At 66.9% G+C, this 15,661-nt stretch carries 17 protein-coding genes; 2 read left to right on the top strand and 15 right to left on the bottom strand.

Annotated elements, in window-relative coordinates:
• Positions 1–36: 36 nt before the first annotated feature.
• The 14 genes from thiL to O5K39_RS12480 all read right to left on the bottom strand — a co-directional run bounded on the left by thiL (position 37) and on the right by O5K39_RS12480 (position 12,093).
• Positions 37–1,026, bottom strand: coding sequence for a thiamine-phosphate kinase (gene thiL, locus O5K39_RS12545; RefSeq protein ID WP_271143960.1), 990 nt, complete (start codon positions 1,024–1,026; stop codon positions 37–39).
• Positions 1,027–1,032: 6 nt separating this feature from the next.
• Positions 1,033–1,563: a transcription antitermination factor NusB gene (gene nusB, locus O5K39_RS12540; RefSeq protein ID WP_271143959.1), complete on the bottom strand. Its 531-nt coding sequence runs from the start codon at positions 1,561–1,563 to the stop codon at positions 1,033–1,035.
• Complete coding sequence (ribH, locus tag O5K39_RS12535; protein ID WP_271147154.1) at positions 1,560–2,021, bottom strand: 6,7-dimethyl-8-ribityllumazine synthase; 462 nt, start codon at positions 2,019–2,021, stop codon at positions 1,560–1,562. Before ribH ends, nusB begins: the two co-directional genes overlap by 4 nt.
• Positions 2,018–3,154, bottom strand: a complete 1,137-nt coding sequence (gene ribB, locus O5K39_RS12530; RefSeq protein ID WP_271143958.1) for a 3,4-dihydroxy-2-butanone-4-phosphate synthase — start codon at positions 3,152–3,154, stop codon at positions 2,018–2,020. The genes ribH and ribB overlap by 4 nt, the downstream gene beginning before the upstream one ends.
• The gene (locus tag O5K39_RS12525; protein WP_271143957.1) at positions 3,151–3,741 is read right to left on the bottom strand and encodes a riboflavin synthase; all 591 of its coding nucleotides are present in this window, start codon (positions 3,739–3,741) and stop codon (positions 3,151–3,153) included. Before O5K39_RS12525 ends, ribB begins: the two co-directional genes overlap by 4 nt.
• Before the next feature lie 55 nt (positions 3,742–3,796).
• Complete coding sequence (locus O5K39_RS12520) at positions 3,797–4,459, bottom strand: RibD family protein (protein WP_271143956.1); 663 nt, start codon at positions 4,457–4,459, stop codon at positions 3,797–3,799.
• Entirely contained in the window at positions 4,459–4,917 is a 459-nt protein-coding gene (gene nrdR, locus O5K39_RS12515) for a transcriptional regulator NrdR (RefSeq protein ID WP_271143955.1), read from the bottom strand. The genes O5K39_RS12520 and nrdR overlap by 1 nt, the downstream gene beginning before the upstream one ends.
• Before the next feature lie 7 nt (positions 4,918–4,924).
• A complete protein-coding gene (gene glyA, locus O5K39_RS12510) occupies positions 4,925–6,211 on the bottom strand; it encodes a serine hydroxymethyltransferase (RefSeq protein ID WP_271143954.1) in 1,287 nt (428 codons plus the stop codon).
• Positions 6,212–6,286: 75 nt separating this feature from the next.
• Positions 6,287–6,466 (bottom strand): hypothetical protein, encoded by a 180-nt coding sequence (locus O5K39_RS12505; protein WP_271143953.1) that lies wholly within the window; start codon positions 6,464–6,466, stop codon positions 6,287–6,289.
• Positions 6,466–7,692, bottom strand: coding sequence for a 5-aminolevulinate synthase (gene hemA / locus O5K39_RS12500; RefSeq protein ID WP_271143952.1), 1,227 nt, complete (start codon positions 7,690–7,692; stop codon positions 6,466–6,468). Before hemA ends, O5K39_RS12505 begins: the two co-directional genes overlap by 1 nt.
• Positions 7,693–7,893: 201 nt before the next feature.
• Entirely contained in the window at positions 7,894–8,658 is a 765-nt protein-coding gene (locus O5K39_RS12495) for a methyltransferase (protein ID WP_271143951.1), read from the bottom strand.
• A gap of 66 nt (positions 8,659–8,724) precedes the next feature.
• Complete coding sequence (locus O5K39_RS12490; RefSeq protein ID WP_271143950.1) at positions 8,725–9,507, bottom strand: hypothetical protein; 783 nt, start codon at positions 9,505–9,507, stop codon at positions 8,725–8,727.
• A 748-nt stretch (positions 9,508–10,255) separates the two neighbouring features.
• Entirely contained in the window at positions 10,256–11,302 is a 1,047-nt protein-coding gene (locus tag O5K39_RS12485) for an enoyl-CoA hydratase/isomerase family protein (RefSeq protein ID WP_271143949.1), read from the bottom strand.
• 86 nt (positions 11,303–11,388) lie between these two features.
• Positions 11,389–12,093, bottom strand: coding sequence for a hypothetical protein (locus O5K39_RS12480; RefSeq protein ID WP_271143948.1), 705 nt, complete (start codon positions 12,091–12,093; stop codon positions 11,389–11,391).
• Positions 12,094–12,214: 121 nt separating this feature from the next.
• Here O5K39_RS12480 and hemB point away from each other — a divergent pair, with 121 nt between their 5' ends.
• Positions 12,215–13,219 (top strand): porphobilinogen synthase, encoded by a 1,005-nt coding sequence (gene hemB / locus O5K39_RS12475; RefSeq protein WP_271143947.1) that lies wholly within the window; start codon positions 12,215–12,217, stop codon positions 13,217–13,219.
• A 60-nt stretch (positions 13,220–13,279) separates the two neighbouring features.
• Entirely contained in the window at positions 13,280–14,488 is a 1,209-nt protein-coding gene (locus O5K39_RS12470) for a hypothetical protein (RefSeq protein WP_271143946.1), read from the top strand.
• A 4-nt stretch (positions 14,489–14,492) separates the two neighbouring features.
• On the opposite strand, the gene O5K39_RS12465 is transcribed toward O5K39_RS12470, so the two are convergent.
• On the bottom strand, positions 14,493–15,584 hold the full coding sequence (locus O5K39_RS12465) for an alpha/beta fold hydrolase (RefSeq protein ID WP_271143945.1): 1,092 nt from the start codon (positions 15,582–15,584) through the stop codon (positions 14,493–14,495).
• Positions 15,585–15,661: the final 77 nt, after the last annotated feature.

Below are 15,661 nucleotides of genomic sequence, written 5' to 3'. Positions count from 1 at the left end.
ACCCTACAGCTCAGCCGTTAGGATTGGGTTTCGAGCCTAGCCGTGGGTGAAGCCCGGTTTCGACAAGGTGATCGGCTGGCCCCCGAACCTCGTGGTCACCCCCTGCCCCTCCGTAACCCGGCCCAGTCTGGTCAGGCGGACGTGCCGCCGTTCGGCCTCACGCCGCAGTTGGGCTTCGTCCGAGGCCGGAGTGGTGAAGGCGATCTCATAGTCGTCGCCGCCGGTCACCAGTTGCTCCAGTGCCGCCTGTTCATCGACCCGGCTGTCGAACCAGGCCTGGCCGGCAAGGGACAGGGGCGTCAGTTCCAGATCGATCTCGATTCCCACGCCGCTGGCCGCTGCGATGTGGCCGAGGTCCGCGACCAGGCCGTCCGAGACGTCCAGCGACGCGCTGGCCAGGTCATGGATCACCGACGAAAAGGCCAGTTGCGGCATGGGCCGACGGTAGTGGTCGATCAGGGCGGTCATCCGCTCGGGCGCAAGCTTCAGATTGCCGCGCGCCGCCTGAAGGCCGAGGTAGCCGTCGCCGATCTGGCCGGTGACGAAGACCAGATGGCCAGGACGGGCTCCATTGCGGCCCACGACGCGCCCCTTGGCGGCCCAGCCCAGCATCGTCAGCGAGAACGAGGCCGGTCCCGGCGTGACGACAGTGTCTCCGCCCAGCAGGGCCACGCCGAACGCCTTCTGATCCCGCGCCAGTCCTTCTGCAAAGGCGACCCGCTCTGGCCAGCCGCAGCGTTCCGACCAGTGGCAGGCCAGCAGATAGCCGAACGGCTCCGCCCCCTTGGCGGCCAGATCCGACAGGTTCACGCGCAGCAGCTTCTGGGCCACCGTGTCGAGCGGGTCGTCGGGCAGGAAATGGACGCCTTCGACGATGGCATCCTTGGTCAGGACGAGGTCGTAGCCGGGTCGCGACGGCAGGACGGCGACATCGTCCTTCAGCCCCCGGCCCCACTCCGGATGGGCCAGCGGGGCCAGCAGTCGGGTGATGGTCTCGAACTCGCCGGCGACATCGACCGCGGCCATGGCAGCTTACGCCTTCGGGCGGACGTCGCGGGCCACGCCGTCAAGGGCGGCGTTGACGAACTTGGCCTCGGCCTCGTCGAAGAAGGCCTTGGCCAGCTCGACATACTCGTCCAGCACGATCTCGCGCGGCACGTCCGGCTTGTGCGCCAATTCCCAGGCCCCCGACCGCAACAGGGCGCGCAGGGTCGCGTCGAGCCGCTCCAGCCGCCAGTTGGAGGCCAGACGCGCCTTGATGGCGGCATCGATATCGCGCTGGTTGGCGATGACGCCGCGCACGATCCCGGCGAACCATTCCTCATCGGCCTCGGCCAGGGGCTCGCCCTCGATGTCGGCATCGAAGCGGTGGTTGGAGAACTCGGAGATGACCGTCTCGACCCCCTCCCCGGCCAGTTCCATCTGGTACAGGGCCTGAACGGCGGCCAGACGCGCGACGGTGCGGGCCCGACGCTGGCGCGAACTCAGCTGCGGCTCGGCCCGGGCCTTCTCGGCCTCGGCCAGTTGTTGCAGCACGGCCTGAATGGAGTTGGGTTCGGTCATCCGCCGAGCCCTACGCGCAACCGCTTGCGCAGCGCAATCAGGTCCATGCAGGCGCGGGCCGCCCCGCCGCCCTTGTCGCCCTCGCTGATCCGGGCGCGGGCCCAGGCCTGATCCTCGTCCTCCGTGGTCAGGATGCCGTTACCGATGGCCAGACCCTTCAGCCCCAGTTGCATAAGGCCGGCCGCCGACTGATCCGAGACGATCTCGAAATGATAGGTCTCGCCACGGATGATGCAGCCCAGGGCGACGAAGCCGTCGTAGCGCGGTGCGGTCGGAAAGCGGCCGGCCTCGTCGGCCATGGCGATGGCGGTCGGGACCTCCAGCGCGCCGGGCACGGTCACGACGTCGAAGTCGGCACCCTGGGCGCGCAGGGCGTCCTTCGCCCCGTCCAGCAGAGCGTCGGCCAGATCGTCATAGTAGCGCGCCTCGACGATGAGGACGCGAGGGGGATCGGTCAGGATTGGTCTTCTCCGTTCATGCCGCGCCAGCCGACGATGCGCAGGCCGTAGCCCTCCAGCGCCGTGGGTTCGGGGCGGGTCGAGCTCATCACGATCATGTCGCGCACCCCGAGGTCCAGAAGGATCTGGGCACCCAGGCCATAGACCTTGATGGCGCGGTCGCTGACGGCGGGTCTCTCTGCGCCGGCGAGGCGCTCGGCCAGGCTCTGCAGCGAGGGGTCGCGCAGGAAGACCACGACGCCCGGTTCCGCAGAGCCGCTGATCGCCTTCAGGGCCGAGGGAATATAGTTCTGGCGGTCCTCGCGATGACCCAGAAGGTCGGCGGCGAAATCGACCTGGTGCATCCGCACGACGACCGGCTTGCCCGGCTCGATGCGACCATGGACGAGCGCGACGTGCTCTCCGCCCTCGATGGTATCGCGATACAGCATCAGCCGGAACGGTCCGCCGTGGACGCTTTCGAACGGCGTGTCCATGACCCGCTCGACATAGCGTTCGGTGCGGCGGCGATAGGCGATCAGGTCGGCGATGGTGCCGATCTTCAGCCCGTGCAGCTGGGCGAAGGCGACCAGGTCCGGCATCCGGGCCATGGTGCCGTCCTCGTTCATGATCTCGCAGATCACGCCCGCAGGGGTCAGGCCGGCCATGCGGCTGATGTCCACCGCCGCTTCGGTATGGCCGGTGCGGACCAGAACCCCGCCGTCGCGCGCCACCAGCGGAAAGACGTGGCCCGGCGAAACGATGTCATCGGCCCCTTTGGACGGGTCCGAGGCCACCTGAACCGTTCGCGCCCTGTCCGCCGCCGAGATGCCGGTCGTCACCCCTTCGGCCGCCTCGATCGAGACGGTGAAGGCGGTCGCCATGCTCTCGCGGTTCTCGGAAGCCATGGGCGGCAGGCGAAGCTGGCGCGCGCGCTGGGCCGTGATGGCCAGGCAGATCAGGCCGCGCGCATGGCGGGCCATGAAGTTGATCTGGTCCGGGGTGGCGAACTGGGCCGGGATAATGACATCACCCTCGTTCTCGCGGTCTTCGGCGTCGACGAGGATGTAGGGACGGCCGTTGCGGGCGTCCTCCAGAATGTCCTCGATCGGGCTGATCGGGCTGTCGTTCATATTGCTGGCGAGCTGCATCATGCCGTCTCCTGCCACCGCGCGAGATATCGCGCCAGCATGTCGATCTCGAGATTGACCGGATCACCGACCTTCAGGGCACCCAGGGTCGTCGCCTCCCAGGTGTGGGGGATGATGTTCAGGTCGAAACGGCAACCGTCCACGGCATTGACCGTCAGCGACACGCCATCGACGGTGATCGAACCCTTGGCGGCGATGTAGCGGTGCAGGGGCTCCGGGGCCTCGACGACGACCTTGTGCGATCCACCGACCCGTTCGATCGAAACCACGGTTCCCAGACCATCGACATGGCCCGACACGACATGGCCACCCATCTCGTCACCGAGCTTGGCGGCGCGCTCCAGATTGACCCGGTCGCCGGCCGCCCAGCGCCCCAGCGTCGTCTTGTCCAGCGTCTCGCCCGAGACCTCGACCGCGAAGGCACCGTCGAGACGTTCGACCACCGTGAGGCAGCAACCCGCGTGGCTGATCGAGGCACCCAGGTCGATGCCCGACACGTCCCAGGCTGTATCGATCTCGTAGCGCCGGTCGCGCTCGGTCTGCCGGACCGCGCGGACGCGACCGATATCGGTGACGATGCCCGTGAACATTACCGCGTCGCCCCGAAAAGTGGTCGCCGGTTCTCGGATAGGGTGACGCGCAGCATCAGGAATGCCTTTCGTAGCGTTCCCACAGGTCGTTACCCAGAGCCTCGACCGCAAGGCGCCGGTACTTCGGAGCATTGGCCAGTCGCGCCAGTGACAGGGCGGCGACACCCGGTCGACCGTCCCCGCCCAGCAGGATCGGGGCCCGGAACCACTCGATGGCGTCCACCAGCCCGGCCGTCACGAAACAGGCCGCCACCCGGCCGCCACCCTCGATCATCAGCTCCTTGACGCCACGCTCGGCCAGCAGGGCCATGACGGCGGCGATCGTCGGGCGGTTCTGGGCGTCGCCTGCGACCCGGACGATCTCGGCCGCGCCGATCGGGCCTGTCGTGGCCGGATCGCGGGTCGTGACGATCAGGGTGCCTTCCACCGCCAGCCGGGCGAACGGAGGCGTGCGCAGCCGGCTGTCGAGCACGACCCTCAAAGGATTGCGTCCAGGTGTCTCGCCCTCAGGCAGCCTGACGGTCAGGCGCGGGTCGTCGGCGAGCACGGTTTCGACCCCGACCAGGACGGCGTCGCTCTGGCTGCGCAAGCGATGGCCCTGCAGTCGGGCTTCGGGACCTGTGATCCACTGGCTCTCGCCCGAGGAGGTGCCGATACGCCCGTCCAGGGATGTCGCGATCTTGAGGGTCACGCGGGGCCGCGTTTCAGGCGCCGACATCAGCTTTCGTCCAGGCCTTCGGCACCGAGGAAGCGCGCGAAATCCCCCGTGTGCCTGAAGTCCTTGTAGACCGAGGCGTAGCGGACATAGGCGACCTCATCGACGCTCTTGAGGGCCTTCATGATGAAATCGCCGACGACGCTGGAGGCGATCTCGGTTTCGCCGAGGCTTTCGAGTTGACGCGTGATGCGGCTGACCAGCTGCTCGACCTGTTCGGCCTGGACCGGGCGTTTGCGAAGGGCCACCGACAAGGACCGCTCCAGCTTGTCGCGGTCGAAGGGGGCGCGGCGGCCGTTCCGTTTCAGGATGACCAGTTCACGCAACTGGACCCGCTCGAAGGTCGTGAAGCGCCCGCTGCATTGCGGGCAGGACCGCCGACGCCGGATGGCCGAGCCGTCGTCCGACGGTCGGCTGTCCTTTACCTGCGTATCCTGATGGCCGCAAAACGGGCACTTCATCGTCGGCCTATCCGTAGATCGGGAAGCGGCGCGTCAGTTCGCGCACCTTGCCGGCGACCTCGGCGATCACGGCCGGATCGGCCTCGTCGCCACCGTTCATCGAGGAGACGACGTCGGCGATCCAGTGACCGATCGACTGGAACTCCTCGACGCCAAAGCCGCGCGTGGTGCCGGCCGGCGTGCCCAGGCGAACGCCCGAGGTGACGGTGAAGGGTGCCGTGTCGAACGGCACGCCGTTCTTGTTGCAGGTCATCAGGGCGTGTTCGAGCTGAGCCTCAGTCGCCTTGCCGGTGACGCTCTTGGGCCGCAGGTCGACCAGGACGATGTGGCTGTCGGTGCCGCCCGACACGACCGCCAGACCGCGCTCGATCAGCACGGCCGACAGGGCCTGGGCGTTGGCGACGACCTGTTTCGCATACAGCTTGAACTCGGGCTTGAGCGCCTCGCCGAAGGCCACGGCCTTGGCGGCGATGACGTGTTCAAGAGGCCCACCTTGCAGGCCGGGGAAGACGGCCGAGTTGATCTTCTTGCCCAGCTCGACGTCGTTGGACAGGATCATGCCGCCCCGTGGACCCCGCAGGGTCTTGTGCGTCGTCGTGGTCACGACATGGGCGTGGGGAAGCGGATCGGGATAGGCGCCGCCCGCTACCAGACCCGCATAGTGGGCCATGTCGACGAACAGATAGGCCCCGACGCTGTCGGCGATCTCGCGGAAGCGCTTGAAGTCGATGTGACGGCTATAGGCGCTGGCACCCGCCACGATCAGCTTGGGCTTTTCCTTCAGCGCCATTTCGGCGACGTGGTCGTAGTCGATCAGGTTGTCGTCCTCGCGGACCTTGTAGGTCACGGGCCGGAACCACTTGCCCGACTGGTTGGCCGGCGAGCCGTGGGTCAGGTGGCCGCCGCAGGCCAGGTCCATGCCCAGAAAAGTGTCGCCGGGTTGCAGCAGGGCGAAGAACACCGCCTGGTTGGCCTGCGCCCCCGAGTGCGGTTGTACATTGGCGAAAGCACAGCCGAACAGCGCCTTGGCTCGCTCGCGCGCCAGGTTCTCGGTGATATCGACGTATTCGCAGCCGCCGTAATAGCGCCGCCCCGGATAGCCCTCGGCATATTTGTTGGTCAGGACCGACCCCTGCGCCTCCAGCACAGCCTTGGAGACGATGTTCTCGGAGGCGATCAGCTCGATCTGTTCCTGCTGACGCGCCAGCTCGCCTTGGATGCCGCCGAAGACATCCGGATCGGCGTCGGCCAGCGACTTCGAGAAATAGGCGTCGTGGACGAAGGATGCGGTCACGGGCGGCGGTCCTGAAAGCAGTCGGAAACGGAGGGCCTATCTAGGCCCGACAGGGTTCCACCACAACATGTAGTGTCAGGGCCGCGACAACAGACGCTGAAGCTTGGCGATGGCCAGCCGTTCGACGGCCCTGGGTTCCACGGCGGGGCCGACGGCGGTGGCCTCTGTGCCGGTCGCCACATGGACTGCGGTGACCTTCAGATAGGTCCCGTTGCGGGTGGATTCGACGATGACCTCGCCGAGGTCGTCGGCCATCACGCCGCCGCCGGCATCCGGGCGATGTGGCAGTGGGTCCAGAGCTTGTCCATGGCGCTGACCAGGGCGTCCATCATGCCGTCGTCGTGGTTCGGCGAGGGGGTGAAGCGCAGGCGTTCGGTGCCCTTGGGGACGGTCGGATAGTTGATCGGCTGGACATAGACGCCGAACTCTTCGAGCAGCATGTCCGAGATCATCTTGGTGTGGACCGGGTCGCCGACGAAGACCGGGACGATGTGGCTTTCGCTCGGCATGACCGGGATGCCGGCGGCGGCGAAGCGGTCCTTGAGCGTCTGGGCGCGCTCCTGATGGGCGACGCGCAGTTCGGGGTGGGCCTTCAGGTGACGCACCGAGGCCAGGGCCCCGGCGGTCAGGGCGGGCGGCAGGGACGTCGTGAAGATGAAGCCGGAGGCCCACGACCGCACAGCGTCGATGATCACGGCATCGGCGGCGATGTATCCGCCCATGACCCCGATGGCCTTGCCCAGGGTGCATTCGACGATGTCGATGCCGTCGAGCACCCCGTCGCGTTCGGCGACGCCCGCGCCGGTCGCGCCGTACAGGCCGACCGCATGGACCTCGTCGAGATAGGTCATGGCACCGTACTTTTTCGCCAGCGCGATCGTGCCCTTCAGGTCGGCGATGTCGCCGTCCATCGAATAGACGCTCTCGAAGGCGATCAGCTTGGGCGCATCGGCGGGGGCCGAGGCCAGCAGGCTTTCGAGGTGTTCGAGGTCGTTGTGCAGGAAGACGTGGCGTTCGCCGCCGCCATTCCTGATGCCGGCGATCATAGAGGCGTGGTTCAGCGAATCGGAGAAGGTGATCAGGCCCGGCAGGATGCGTTGCAGGGTCGTCAGCGTCGCCTCGTTGGCCACATAGCCCGAGGTCATCAGCAGGGCGGCTTCCTTCTGGTGCCAGCTGGCCAGCTCGGCTTCCAGATCGACGGCCGAACGCGTGGTGCCCGAGATGTTGCGCGTGCCGCCGGCACCGGCACCCACGGCGTCGATCTCGGCCTGCATGGCCTCGAGCACCGCCGGATGCTGACCCATGCCGAGATAGTCGTTCGAGCACCAGATGACGACGTCCTGCTCGGTCCCGTCGTCACGGCGGCGCACGGCCCTGGGGAACTGACCACGAACGCGCTTCAGATCGGCGAAGACGCGGTATCGCCCCTCGCCCTTGACCTGGTCGACTGCGGATTCGAATGCGGCCTTGTAGTCGAACACCTTGGGCGATCTTTCGGAGAGCGATCTTTCGCGCGCAAAAAACGTGGCGGGTCTTTGCGCCGATTGGCGCTTTCTGTCCATGAAACGGCAAGGACAAAACGCCGCAAACCCCTAATTGATAACGATTATCAATAGACGTTGGCAGCGCTCGCCGATGTCGCTTCTCTTCTCAGCACCAGAGTCTTGCGTGAGATAGGTGCCCTAACTCCGGGGCTTTCTGAACCGCAGCATGAACTGGCTGGTCTTGCCCCGGATCGCCTCGTCGAAGACGTTTGCCGTCAGAGGATCGGTGGTGTTGGCCAGGATGTCGCTTTCGCCGTCCAGGACGAAGCCGGCGGCCTGGACCTCGGCCTTGACCGACTCGATGTCGATACGGTGCAGGGTGTTGGCCTGGGTTATCGCGGTTCCGGCGGCGGCGTGGTGGTCGACGATGACATAGAGGCCGCCGGGCTTCAGAGCCGCGAAGGCCGCCGCATTGACCCTGGTCGCCGTACCCGGACCGAATGGCGTCAGATGGAGGTCGTGATAGTTCTGGGCCGTGAAGATCAGGTCCAGCCCGGCCGGGAACTCGGGGGCGCCGATCGGCGAACGGATGGCATCGACGTTGGCGAGCTCATCGACCTTGGTGATGCTGGTCCCGTAATCGGCGGAAAAACCGATGAACTCGGCGGGCTGCCATGCCGTCACACGACCGGTCGGGCCCACGGCAGCGGAGAAGACGCGGGTGAAATAGCCGCCGCCGATGATCATGTCGGCGATCTTCTGGCCCGGCGCGACCTGGGCGAAGGCCAGGGTTTCGGCGGTGTGGCGGGCCGCGTCGCGGGCACGGTCCTCGGCCGGGCGAGCCGGGTCAGCGAGGGCGGCGGCATAGGGCGTCGGTGTCTGGGCGGTCTGGGCGGACACGGCACCGCCGATGCCGGCGGCCAGCACCGCGATCGACGCGGCCAGGATCAGTGAGCGACGCATGAAACCCTCCCTCATCGGCGCCTGACTGCGCCCTTGACCCAATCTACGTCGGATGGGCGACGATTGTTACCCGGGCTTCCGGAAACGATAGACGAACTGATCGCTCTTGCCCCGGATGGCCTCGTCGAAGACCGACAGGGAGTGGTCATCGTAGGGGTTGGCCACCGCCGTCGTCTCGCCGTCGAAGATGAAGCCCGCCGCCTCGACCTGAGCGCGCAGGGCCGAGCCCTCGATGCGGTGCAGGGTGCCGACCACCGAGGTGCCCGCGCCCGGCGCGGCCTGGTGGTCCAGGATGACGTAGAGGCCGCCGGGCTTGAGCGCGGCGAACACCTGGGCATTCATCTTCGCCACGTCCACGTTGAAGCGGGGGATGACGAAGTCGTGGTATTCCTGGCCCATGAAGACCACGTCAAGCGGCTCGGGGAAGGTCATGACGTTCAGGTCGCCGGTGATCCGGTTCACGTTCGGATAGGCCGCGGCGAGGGTATCGCCGAAGGCGTTCTCGCGCGCCGCCGTCTGGTTCGGCACGAAGGCATAGACCCGGCCGGCCCCGCCCACGGCGCGGGCGAACAGGCGGGTGAAATAGCCTTCCTCGGGGCGGATGTCGGCGATCCGGTCGCCTTCGTTGATTTGGGCGAAGGCCAGCATCTCGGCCGGATGACGCAGCGGATCGCGCGCGACCTCGCTCTCGGGACGCAGCGGATCGGCGATGGCGGCGGCATTAGGATCGGTCGGCTGGGCGGTCGCGGCCTCGTCGGCCGTGGCCACGGTCTCCATGCCTGCGGCCATGCATCCGGACAGGGCCAGCGCACCGACGGCGCAGGCGGCGAGGAGAAGCTTGGTGTTCATGGCGATGTCCCGATCGGTTCCGACCGACAAGCTACGCCTTAAGGCGGGAAAGGATGCAATGCCGAAGGTAGTGATTGGTGGTTGGTGGTTGTCGCATCCTCTACGCCATGACGACGGCCGCCGGTCGGGCGCGCTGCCAAATCCAGCAGCCGCTAACTACCAGCCACCAATCACTCTCCACACACGCCTCCTTGCCTTCACGCGCCGATGCGCTGAAGTCATGGGAAGGGCCGGCGGAGCGTCCGGGCCTTCGCCCGGAGAAGAGATAGAAAATACCGTTTCGGCGAAAGACGAACGCTCCGCGTGCGTGGTTTTCGCAGGAGCTGTACGGCTCGTGTCGCCACGAACCAGCGGGGGTATTCGCCCCTTGCCGCTACCGCGCCCCCGGCGGGAGGGCGGGCGCCTTGCGTGCCCGTCCCCTGAACGATCCGACTCTCTGCGCCAGATCCTTTATTAGATCCCGGCTTGACACGGGCGCTTACGACCGTGACGCGACCGGTACCGATCCCGCTCCACACACCCCCGTCGCAACAAGATCGCAAGGCCTTGCGCCCTTCCCCGCGACGGGACGAAGGGCAGTATAGGCGGCTTTTGGACCTGGGCGGGTTTGAGAGGGTCAGAAATCTGCAATCCCTTGCCGGGCAAGGGATTGGACGCTCGAAGTTTGAAACCTGGAGGCGTTAGACGAGCCGAAATATCCTTCTCCCCATGCGGGAGAAGGCGATCAGCACGAGAAGCCGATCTGAACTCAAAGCGGCGTCCATTCCTCGCCGGGCGGCAGCGGGGCGAACAGGGCGTCGATGGCGGTGTCGGTGACCTCTTCCAGCCGGGCCGGGGACCATTGAGGGGCGTTGTCCTTGTCGACGATGACGGCGCGAACGCCTTCCTGGAAGTCGGGGGTCGAGACGACGCGGCCACCGAGGCGGTACTCCATGGCCATGGTGTCGGCGAAGTCGGTCTGGGTTCGGCCAATGCGGAGCTGTTTCAGCGTCACCTTCAGAGACTGGGGCGACTTGGTCTTCAGCGTCGCCAGTTGGGACAGGGCCCAGTCCGATCCGTCCGACTCGAGCGCCGCGAAGATGTCCTCGACAGTGTCGAAAGCGAACAGGCGGTCGATGGCCTCGCGGTAGGGGGCGAGCGGCGCAGGTCCAGCATCGCCGGCGTGGCGGTCAGTTGTCGCGGTCGGGTCGGTGGGGTCAGCCAGCAGATCGGCGGTCAGCGCCGCCAGACCCTCGCTCGACACGAAATGGGTGTGGATGCCCAGGGCCACCGTATCCGCCGCCTTCAGCCGCGCACCGGTCAGGGCCAGCCAGGTGCCGGTCTCTCCGGGCAGGCGCGGCAGGAACCAGCCGCCGCCGACGTCGGGGAACAGCCCGATGCCCGTTTCGGGCATGGCGTAGGTGGTGCGTTCGGTGGCGATGCGGACGGCGGCGGGTTCCGAGATTCCGACGCCCCCGCCCATGACGATGCCGTCCACGATGGCCGTGATCGGCTTGGGATAGCGGAACATCAGATGGTTCAGCCGGTATTCCGTTTTGAAGAAGGCCTTGGCTTCGGACGCATCCCCTGCCCCGCTTTCTGCGATCATGCGGATGTCGCCCCCGGCGCAGAAGCCGCGCTCGCCAGCATGGTCGATGAGTACCGAACCCACCGCCGGATCGTCGCGCCACGCCAGCAGGGCCTCGGTCATGATCTCGCACATGGCCAGGTTCAGGGCGTGCAGGGCCCTGGGCCGGTTCAGCGTGATCCGCCCGACGGCACCCTCGATACGGGTCAGGACTTCGGGTTCGGGCATGGGGCCTCCTCAGACACGGTCGCTGATAGCATCACCGCGTTCGGCGTCGAGCCGCAGGATTGCATTCCAAGCCTGCAACTCCGCCTCTAGGGCTTTGGTGTGATCGTCAACTCATACGAGATGAACATCGACAGATCGAGCGGTCCCGATTGTCGCCAAGTCACGCGGTTCGACATGCCCTCGACCTGCACCGCATAGCCGGGTCCAAATCTTGCCGCCGTGGTCTGTGCATCGGCCGCAATGAGTTCCAGGATAGGCGTCCGGTACTGGGCCGGGTTGATGATCGACAACTCCCAGTCCCCAGACACTGCCACCAGCGTCCGCCCAGTCATCCGGGACTGCTCGACAAAGTCCTCGATCCGTTTCGACGCGGCGTCCAATGTATCATCAGCACGGATCGGTGTTTTGACGACCAGTATCGCCCGGCTGGTGTCGCTGCGGCCGGGATCGACGCCAAGCGTGAGAGTCGAGACCATGTCTTCTGTCAACGACACCAGCGTGCCCTCGTCCTCAATGCTCAAGTCGATGTCGGCGCGACCCTCTGCGGCGCTGGCCATGCTGCGCAGGCTCGCAATCAGTTCCTGACGCCGCTGCGCGGCCTCGCGCGTGTCGTTCACCGCCGCGATCTGAACGATTAGATTGTCTGCACGCCGGGCCAACTGAATGACCGGCACATTATCAGGATCCCATTCGATGGCCCGTGAGCCGGTGACGACGATCTCTTCCATGGTGCTGTCCTGAGCGGCAGCGACCGAAGCGGTCATCGCCAACCCCAATGCCAAGGCAAGCATCGTAGGAGTCCTGATCATTGTCTTTCCTTCCGGTTGTCACCGAACAGATCATGGTTCCGTCGGGCTGTCAGCGAATACCGGCATTTTGCACCCGACGCCCCCTTGGTCTAAGCCGCGCACCATGACCCTGCCCTTCCCGCCCGCCGCCTTTCCCATGGCCCGTCCCCGCCGGCTGCGCGCCAGTCCCTGGGTGCGCCGGCTGGTGGCGGAGACGACGCTGACGCCGGCCGATCTGATCTGGCCGCTGATCGTGCATGACGGGGCCGAGGACCGGGTCGCCGTGCCGTCGATGCCGGGGGTGTTCCGCCTGTCGCCCAAGGCCGCCGCGGAGGCCGCGGTCGAGGCGCGGTCGCTGGGGATTCCGGTCGTGGCCCTGTTTCCCAATGTGGACGCCTCGACCAAGGACGCGGTCGGCACGGGCGCGACGGACCCCGACGGCCTGATCCCCGACTGTATCAAGGCGATCAAGGACGCGGTGCCCGAGATCGGCGTGATGTGCGACGTGGCGCTGGATTGCTATACCGACCATGGCCACGACGGGGTGGTCGAGGATGGGCGGATCCTGAACGATGCCAGCCTGGAGCGGCTGGCCGAACAGGCCTTCATCCAGGCCCATGCGGGGGCGGACATCGTGGCGCCGTCCGACATGATGGACGGCCGGGTCCAGGCGATCCGCGAGGCGCTCGAGGCCAACGGGTTTCACGACACGATGATCCTGTCGTACGCGGCCAAGTTCGCCTCGGCCTTCTATGGCCCGTACCGCGACGCGGTGGGGTCGGCGAAGATGCTGAGCGGCGACAAGAAGACCTATCAGATGGACTATGCCAACGCTGACGAGGCCCTGCGCGAAGTCGCCATGGACATCGCCGAAGGGGCCGACGCCGTCATGGTCAAGCCGGGGATGCCCTATCTGGATATTGTGCGGATCGTGGCGGACACGTTCAAGGTTCCCACCTTCGCCTACCAGGTGTCGGGCGAGTATTCGATGATGCAGGCCTCAATCGCCCAAGGCTGGCTGGACGAGGACCGCGCCATTCTGGAAACGCTCCACGGGTTCAAGCGCGCGGGCTGCGCCGGGGTGCTCAGCTATTTCGCACCCAAGGCGGCGCGGTTGCTGGCGGGCTGATCGGCCTTTCCCGAATCTTCACCTCCACGCGCGACAAGACCGTGTGGCGTGAGGTGGAACATGGCGGCGATTGCGTGCCTGCGGGTCTTGCTGGACGGAAACCGGACGGAAATGCCGGCCGAGGCCCTGGGTCCGCTGGTCGCCAAATTCGCCAACATCTTCCTGGAGGTCCGCTGGACCTTTCCCCGGCTGTCGGAACAGCTGAACTTCTATGCCTACAAGCTGACCGATCCCCGGGCCGAGGCCCTGGACACCGTCGAGCTGGCCCATCTGTCGCAGGAACTGCAGGAGCGGCTGTTCGGCACGGGGGTCGAGGATGCCGTGAAGCTGATGCTGTTCGAAGGCGATGCCGAGGCGATCGACGCCTTTGCGGGATATTCGGCCGACGACGTGCTGGCGGCCATGCAGGACCCGAGCGCGCTTCCGGCCGGGGGGCGATTGCGCCGGATCGCCGCCGACGGCTCGCTGGTCGATGTACCGGAGGCGCCGGTCAGCACGCCGGTCGCCGAGGCCCTGGGGTTCGGCCCGACGGTGGACGGGGCACAGGGCGTCTATTTCCCGGTGGGCCAGGCCTTCATCGGCGATGTGCTGAGTTGCACCCCAGTCGGCGCGGCGACCTATTACAGCATGGTCGACGGGGACGAACACCGCCCCGATGACGCCGAGGCGTTCGACGCCGCCTGCGTCATGACGGCCCTGAGATATCTGGTGGATTTTCAGGTGACGGCGCAGCTGTTCGTGCCGATCTCGTTCTCTACCCTCGTCCGCCCCAGCGCCCGGGCGGCCTGGCTGGAGCTCGCCTTCATCCTGCCGCCGGAGATGCGAAACAGGCTGTCGGCCAGTGTCTATGACGTTCCGCGATCCCCGACCTATCAGGCGCTGAGCACCGTGACAGGCGCCCTGGACGCCACGTTCGGCGCGGTCGATCTGTGTACCCGCGACCCGGATTTCCAGATCCAGCAACTGGGCGAGCGGGCGGTCACCAGCGTCACCCTGATGCTGCCGGAGGCGAAGCCCGACGTGCGGCTGGCCGCGCTGAGGCGGTTCGCGAGCCACGGTCACGACTATCGACGGCGCAAGATCGCGGCCGGGGTGACCAACATCCGGTTCCGGGCCGAGCGCGAGCTGGCGATCGAACTGCGGATCGCCTTCCTGTCCGGTCCGGGCATCTGCCGGATCCAGAGCGAGCCGGTCGGGGGGCGGTCGTGGCCGATCGCGGCCCTGCCCCTGCTGTCGCTCCACAGTCCCGCCCTGGCCGCGGCGGGCTGATCCCTCAGGGCTCCGATCGCGCCAGAAGCTCGACCAGATCGGCCTTCCAGAAGGTGGCCCAGGTATGGGTTCCGTGGCCCTTGCCGCCGACGCTGTTGGGGATCAGGCGATAGCGGCCGTGGGCGATACGGGGGGCGAACTGCTCCGACAGGCCCAGCTCCGGCGGATTGATGAAGTCGTCGGCGGAGTTGATCCAGATGACGGGTGCGGCGATCCGCTCCAGGTTCGCGGACGGGTCGTAGTCCCAGGAGGCGTTGACCTGGTACCACAGGTCGTTGGCGTCGAGCGCGGGCAGCCGGCGGTCCATCTGGGCGCGGGCGAAGGCGTCGACGGCGTCCTTCGTCGCCAGATCCTGTTGCATGGGCATGACCGCGCCCCCGGCCAGCACCAGAAGATCGACGGCCGTGCGCAGGCCCTGGACCGGCTGTTCGACATAGTCCCCGCCCGCCCAGGCCGGATCGGCGCGGATGGCGTCCCTGAGCATGGTGCGCCACAGGCGATTGCGACCGACGATAGCCGTCGGCTGGCAGGCCAGGGGCATCAGGGCGTCGGCGAAGTCGGGATGGGTCTCGCCCCAGACGAAGGCGTGCATACAGCCCATCGACGTCCCCAGGATCAGCCGCAGCCGATCGACCTTCAGCCCTTCGACCAGCATCCGGCGCTGGGCCTCGACCATGTCGGCATAGCCGTATTCCGGAAAGCGGGCGCGCAGGCCGTCGCTGGGCTTGGACGACAGGCCGTGACCGAGATTGTCGGGCATGATGATGAAATAGCGGTTCGTATCCAGCGGCTGGCCGGGGCCGAACAGCTCGGTCGCGAACTGGGGCGACAGGAACTGGGCACCCGTGCCGCCGGTGCCGTGCAGCAGCAGGACGGCATTGGTCACCCGGCCCGAGGCGTCGCGCATCGGCGCGCCGAGGGTGCGGTAGTGGATCTTCAGTTCGGGCAGGACGGCACCCGAGGTGGTGTTCAAGGGACCGCCGACATAGTCGCCCTCAGCGGGTGCCCAGGTCGGGGTGGTCTGGGCGGTCTGGGCGATGGCGGGGGCCGGGGCGGTCCACAGCGCGAGCAATATCCCCATCAACACGATACGCATGGTCGTCCTTTACTCGCGGGCGGTCGCCGACGCGGCTATCCTGCACGTCGGCCGGACCGGATCAACCGGACGTCAGC

Origin of the sequence: Brevundimonas sp. NIBR10 (assembly GCF_027912515.1) — a bacterium.
In the GTDB taxonomy this organism is placed as follows: domain Bacteria; phylum Pseudomonadota; class Alphaproteobacteria; order Caulobacterales; family Caulobacteraceae; genus Brevundimonas.
The sequence above is the reverse complement of the archived record's forward strand: the minus strand, read 5'-3'. Positions and strand labels throughout refer to the sequence as shown.

Coding starts and splice junctions, on each gene's coding strand:
- O5K39_RS12505 (WP_271143953.1), bottom strand. CDS start 6,466: ATGGCCGACGACCTCGGCGAGGTCATCGTCGAATCCACCCGCAACGGG.
- nrdR (WP_271143955.1), bottom strand. CDS start 4,917: ATGAAGTGCCCGTTTTGCGGCCATCAGGATACGCAGGTAAAGGACAGC.
- thiL (WP_271143960.1), bottom strand. CDS start 1,026: ATGGCCGCGGTCGATGTCGCCGGCGAGTTCGAGACCATCACCCGACTG.
- O5K39_RS12485 (WP_271143949.1), bottom strand. CDS start 11,302: ATGCCCGAACCCGAAGTCCTGACCCGTATCGAGGGTGCCGTCGGGCGG.
- ribB (WP_271143958.1), bottom strand. CDS start 3,154: ATGATGCAGCTCGCCAGCAATATGAACGACAGCCCGATCAGCCCGATC.
- O5K39_RS12480 (WP_271143948.1), bottom strand. CDS start 12,093: ATGCTTGCCTTGGCATTGGGGTTGGCGATGACCGCTTCGGTCGCTGCC.
- O5K39_RS12470 (WP_271143946.1), top strand. CDS start 13,280: ATGGCGGCGATTGCGTGCCTGCGGGTCTTGCTGGACGGAAACCGGACG.
- O5K39_RS12465 (WP_271143945.1), bottom strand. CDS start 15,584: ATGCGTATCGTGTTGATGGGGATATTGCTCGCGCTGTGGACCGCCCCG.
- O5K39_RS12490 (WP_271143950.1), bottom strand. CDS start 9,507: ATGAACACCAAGCTTCTCCTCGCCGCCTGCGCCGTCGGTGCGCTGGCC.
- nusB (WP_271143959.1), bottom strand. CDS start 1,563: ATGACCGAACCCAACTCCATTCAGGCCGTGCTGCAACAACTGGCCGAG.
- hemB (WP_271143947.1), top strand. CDS start 12,215: ATGACCCTGCCCTTCCCGCCCGCCGCCTTTCCCATGGCCCGTCCCCGC.
- O5K39_RS12525 (WP_271143957.1), bottom strand. CDS start 3,741: ATGTTCACGGGCATCGTCACCGATATCGGTCGCGTCCGCGCGGTCCGG.
- O5K39_RS12520 (WP_271143956.1), bottom strand. CDS start 4,459: ATGTCGGCGCCTGAAACGCGGCCCCGCGTGACCCTCAAGATCGCGACA.
- O5K39_RS12495 (WP_271143951.1), bottom strand. CDS start 8,658: ATGCGTCGCTCACTGATCCTGGCCGCGTCGATCGCGGTGCTGGCCGCC.